The following is a 5425-nucleotide window of genomic DNA, read 5'->3' as shown; positions in this document are numbered from 1 at the left end:
AGACGTCGGCCACGTTCGCCGCGCCGCCCGGCACCCCGGCCACGATCCGGTCGATGTCCGCCTGGGACAGCTCCACCAGCGGGAGCATCTCCGGCGTGATCTCCGTGGCGTCCGGCGGGATCAGGTTCGCCGGGGTCGCCACGCGCTCCGCCTCGACGGTTGCGGCCAGTTCCGCGACCGTCGGCGTCTGGAACAGGGCGCGTACCGGCACGCTGACGCCGCGCTCGCGCAGCCACTCCACCAGGGTGACCACCATCAGCGAATGTCCGCCCAGCGCGAAGAAGTCGTCGTCCACGCCGACCCGCTCCAGCCCGAGCACGTGCGCGAACCCCTCGCACAGCAGTTCCTCGCGCCGGTTGGCCGGGCCACGACCGCCCACGGCGTACTCGGGGACCGGCAGGGCCTTGCGGTCCAGCTTGCCGTTCGCCGTCAGGGGCAAGGCCGCCAGCGCCACCACGGCCGACGGCACCATGTGGGCCGGCAGACGGTCGGCGACGAAGCGCCGTACCGAGCCGGCCAGGTCCTCAGGGTCGCCGGCCGGGACGACGTACGCGACCAGCCGCTTGTCCCCGGGCCGGTCCTCGCGGACGACCACCGCCGCCTGCGCCACGCCGGGATGCTCCAGCACCACCGCACGGACCTCGCCCGGCTCGACGCGGAAGCCGCGGATCTTCACCTGGTCGTCCACGCGGGACACGAACACCAGCTCGCCGTCCGGCGTCCACCGCACGCGGTCGCCCGTCCGGTACATGCGCTCGCCGGGGCCGCCGAACGGGCAGGCCACGAACCGCTCGCCGGTCAGCCCGGCCCGGTTGACGTAGCCGCGCGCCACGCCCGCCCCGGCGACGTACAGCTCACCGGCGGCGCCCACCGGCACCGGCGACAGCCACTCGTCCAGGACGAACACCCGCGTGTTCGCGATCGGCCGGCCGATCGGCACCACGCCGGCCGCCACGCGTCCCGGGTCCAGCCGCGTCGTGACGACGCCGATCGTGGTCTCGGTGGGCCCGTAGTGGTTGAACACCGGGCGGTCACCGGCCGCCGCGAGCAGCCGCGCCACCCATTCGGGGGCGCCGGCCTCGCCGCCCAGCACCAGCGACCGGCCGGGCAGCACCCGCTCCAGGCCGGACGTCCCGAGCGCCGCGAGGTGCGAGGGCACCGCCTTGAAGTGGTCGATGCGCTGCTCGGCCAGACCGGCCGCGACCGCCGCCGGGTCGGTGACCTGGTCGGCGTCGAGGACGTGCAGCCGCCCGCCGGAGACCAGGGCGGCCAGCAGCGCCGTGTTGCCGAGGTCGGTCGCCTGCCCCTGCAGCAGCGCGTAGGCGCGGCCGGGTTCGTCCCAGCCCAGGCGAGGCGGCACCGCCGAGGCGTAGTTGGCGAGCGCGCCGTGCGTCACGGCGACGCCCTTGGGCAGGCCGGTGGAGCCGGAGGTGTAGATGACGTAGGCGGGGTTGCGGGGGTCTGCCGGACGGCCTGGCGCGGTGCCGGGCTCGCCGGCCAGCTGCGCCGCCGTCTCCGGGTCGTCCAGCGCGAGCGTGCGGACCGGCCAGGCGGGCGAGCCGCCGCGCGTCAGCACCAGCGCCGCCGCGCTGTCGGCCAGCATGTACGCGATCCGCTCCCCGGGCTGCTCGGGGTCGATGGGCAGGTACGCCGCGCCCGCCTTCCAGACCGCCAGGATGGCCGCGATCATCTCCGTGCCCTGCGGCAGGCAGAGGCCGACGACCGACTCCGGGCCGACGCCGTGCCCGATCAGGTGGTGGGCGAGCCGGTTGGCGCGGGCGTCGAGTTCGGCGTACGACACCTCGGTCCCGGCGTGCGTCACGGCCACGGCTTCGGGCGTTCTGGCCGTCTGCGCCTCGAACAGGGCGGCCACGGACGGCGCGGCGACCGGTGTCCCCTGCGGGCTCCCCTCCTTGACCAGCCGGTCGCGTTCGCGTGCTCCCAGCACCCGCACGCCGGACAGGCGTACGGCGGGGTCGCCGGCCACCGCGGTGAGCACGCGGGTCCACCAGCGGGCGAGGCGTTCGGCGGTGTCGGCGTCGAAGAGGTCGGCGGCCACGGTCAGCCAGCCGCGCAGCCCCGCCGGCGCGCCCTGCTCGTCGGTCGTCTCGTCCATGTTCAGGGTCAGGTCGAACTTGGCGGACGACGCCTGGGCCGCGTCGTCCTCCTCGCCCGCCCGCACGCCGGCCAGCTCCAGGGTCGCCGCGGCGTTGTTCTGCAGGTTGAGCATCACCTGGAACAGGGGGTGGCGGGACAGCGACCGCGACGGCGCCAGCTCCTCCACCAGCCGCTCGAACGGCACGTCCTGGTGGGCGAGGCCGGCCACGCTCGCCGCCCGCACCCGGCCCAGCATCTCGCGGAACGTCGGGTCCCCCGACAGGTCAGCGCGCAGCACCAGCGTGTTGACGAAGAAGCCGACCAGGTCGTTCAGGGCCTGGTCGGTACGGCCGGCGTGCGCGGAGCCGATCGGGATGTCGCGGCCCGCGCCCAGCTTGGCCAGCAGCACCGCGAGGGAAGCCTGCAACGTCATGAAGAGGGTGGCCCGTTCGGTCCGGGCGATCTCGGTCAGCCGCCGGTGCACGTCGGCCGGGATCGTGACGGGCACCCTGACCCCGCGGTTGCTCGACACGGCCGGGCGGGGCCGGTCATAGGGCAGGTCCAGTTCTTCGGGGATGCCGTCGAGCGTCTCCCGCCAGAACCCGATCTGCCGGGCCAGGACGCTGCCCGGATCGTCCTCCGCGCCGAGCAGCTCTCGCTGCCACAACGTGTAGTCCGCGTACTGCACCGGCAGCGGCTCCCAGGCCGGGGCCCGACCGGCGGCGCGTGCCTCATAGGCGGCCGACAGGTCCCGGGCGAGCGGCCCCATCGACCAGCCGTCCGCCGCGATGTGGTGCGTCACCACCACCAGGACCTGCTCGCCGGGCCCCGCCACGAACAACCACGCCCGGATCGGCACCTCACGGGCGAGGTCGAAGGCGCACCCCTTCGCCTCGGCCACCGCGCCGTCGAGAGCGCCGGGGTCCACCTCGACGACCGGCAGCTCCCACGCCAGCTCGTCCATGCTCAGGATCCGCTGGTACGGCTCACCGCCCTCGACCGGGAACACCGTCCGCAGCACCTCGTGCCGGGCGATGACGTCACGCAGCGCCACGGCGAGCGCGTCGCGGTCGAGGTCGCCGGTCAGCCGCAGGACGAAGGGCAGGTTGTAGGCGGCGTTCGGGCCCTCGAGCCGGTGGATGAACCACAGCCGGCGCTGCGCGAACGACAAGGGGATCATCAGGAGTCCTCCTGTCCGCGACGCATCGGCCGGAGCGCCGGACGCGATGGTCGTCCCTGTTCGATGCGGTGGGCCAGACCGGCCACCGTCGGCGTGTCGAAGACGTCGGCGATCCTGACCTCGACGCCGATGGCGTGCCGGATCGTGTTGACCAGCTGGATGGCCAGCAGGGAGTGGCCGCCCAGGGTGAAGAAGTCGTCGTCGGCGCCGACCCGTTCCAGGCCGAGCACCTGCGCGAACACCTCGCACAGCGCCTCTTCCTGCGGCGTGGCCGGGGCTCTCCCCTGGCTCGCCTGGTGTTCGGCGGAGGCGGGCAGGGCGGCGCGGTCGAGCTTGCCGTTGACGGTCAGGGGCAGCTCGTCGAGCACGACCACGGCCGAGGGCACCAGGTGGGCGGGCAGGCGGTCGGCGGCGTAGCGCCTGACGTCCTCCGCGTCGCCGCCGACGACGTAGGCGACCAGGCGTTTCTCGCCCGCGTCGGCGCGCACGATCACCGCCGCCTGGGCCACGTCCGGGTGCGTGGCCAGGACCGCCCGCACCTCGCCCGGCTCGACCCGCATGCCGCGGATCTTCACCTGCTCGTCCACCCGGCCCACGAAGATCAACTCGCCGTCGGTGGTCCAGCGGGCCACGTCTCCTGTCCGGTACATGCGGCCGCCGTACGGACAGGCCACGAAACGCTCCGCCGTGAGCCCGGGCCGGCCGACATAGCCGCGCGCCACCTGGACGCCCGCGATGTAGACCTCGCCGGCGACGCCAGGCGGCACCGGCGCCAGGTGGTCGTCCAGCACGTACAGCCGGGTGTTGGCGATCGGCCGGCCGAACGGCACCGCCGAGCGGGTCCCGTTGTGCTCGACGAGGCCCTCGGCCACCATCACCGTCGCCTCCGTGGGGCCGTAGGTGTTGACCAGGCGGCGGCCCCACGACCAGGTGCGCGCCGTCCCGCTCGCGATCGGCTCGGCGCCCACGAGCAGCGCCTGCACGCCCGGCCAGCCGGCCGGGTCGATCACCTCGAGCAGCGACGGCACCACGCTGGCCGCGCACACCCGTTCCGTGGTCACCAGCTCGCGCAGCAGCCCGGCGTCGGTCCGCTCGGCGGGCAGCGCGACGACGAGACGTCCGCCGCGCGCCAGGGTCACGGCGACGTCCAGCACCGAGGCGTCGAAGCCGAACGAGGCGAACTGCAGCACCCCGGCCCCCGGCCCGACGCCCATGATCGGGGCGAACACCTCGATGAGGTTCACCAGCCCGGCGTGCGCCACGCCCACGCCCTTCGGGGCGCCGGTCGAGCCCGAGGTGTAGATGACGTACGCCAGGCTCGAACCGTCGATCGCCGCTCCCGGGCGCTCGTCCGGCAGGCTCGCCAGCCGGGCCGCCTCGGCGGGGTCGTTCATGACCACCCATTCGACGCCGGACGTGCGTGCGGCCAGCCCGACCCGCGCGCAGATGTCGCGGTCCGTCACCACGACCCGTACGCCGGCGTCCCGCAGCATGTACTCGGCCCGCTCGATCGGGTATTCGACGTCGATCGGCACGTACACGCCGCCCGCCTTCCAGACGGCGAGCAGCGCGACGATGGCGTCCACGCCGCGCTTGAACAGCACGCCGACCGGCGACTCAGGCCCCACGCCGTGCGCGATCAGGCGCCGGGCCAGCCGGTTCGCGCGGGCGTCGAGCTGCGCGTACGTCAGGTGGGCGCCGCCCGACACCACGGCCACCCCGTCGGGGGTGCGGTCGGCCTGCGCCTCGATCTCCCGCACCACCGACGTGGGCGGCAGCGCCGCCGGCGATCCCTGCCAGGTGTCCAGGACCTGGCGCCGCTCGGCGTCGTCGAGCACGTCCACGGCGGAGAGCGGGGCGTCCATGAGGGTGTCGAGGCTCTCCAGCAGCCGCACCCACCGGCGCGCCAGCCGCTCGACGCTCTCCTCGTCGAACAGGTCGGCCGCCGCGACCAGCGACCCCTGCAGGCCGGCCGGGGCTCCCTGCTCGTCGAAGACCTCGCCGACGTTGAAGTCGAGGTCGAAGCGGGCCGCCAGCACGCCCTTGGCGAGGTCCGAGGGGACCATGCCGGGCAGGTCCAGGGTGGCGTCGGTGTTGTTCTGGACGGTGAGCATCACCTGGAACAGCGGATGCCGGGCCAGCGACCGG

2 protein-coding genes are annotated in these 5425 nt (G+C 74.5%); both read right to left on the bottom strand.

The features are described 5' to 3' along the window. On the bottom strand, positions 1–3277 hold a 3277-nt coding region (locus ACFFR3_RS43220; protein WP_379485026.1), incomplete at its 3' end, for a non-ribosomal peptide synthetase. Further along, positions 3277–5425, bottom strand: a 2149-nt coding sequence (locus ACFFR3_RS43215) for a non-ribosomal peptide synthetase (protein WP_379485025.1), incomplete at its 5' end; no start/stop codon positions are given. The genes ACFFR3_RS43220 and ACFFR3_RS43215, both read right to left, overlap by 1 nt.

The organism is Nonomuraea salmonea (genome assembly GCF_042428605.1).
GTDB lineage: Bacteria > Actinomycetota > Actinomycetes > Streptosporangiales > Streptosporangiaceae > Nonomuraea > Nonomuraea salmonea.
Note: the sequence above shows the minus strand (reverse complement) of the source record. Positions and strands in the feature narration are given on the sequence as shown.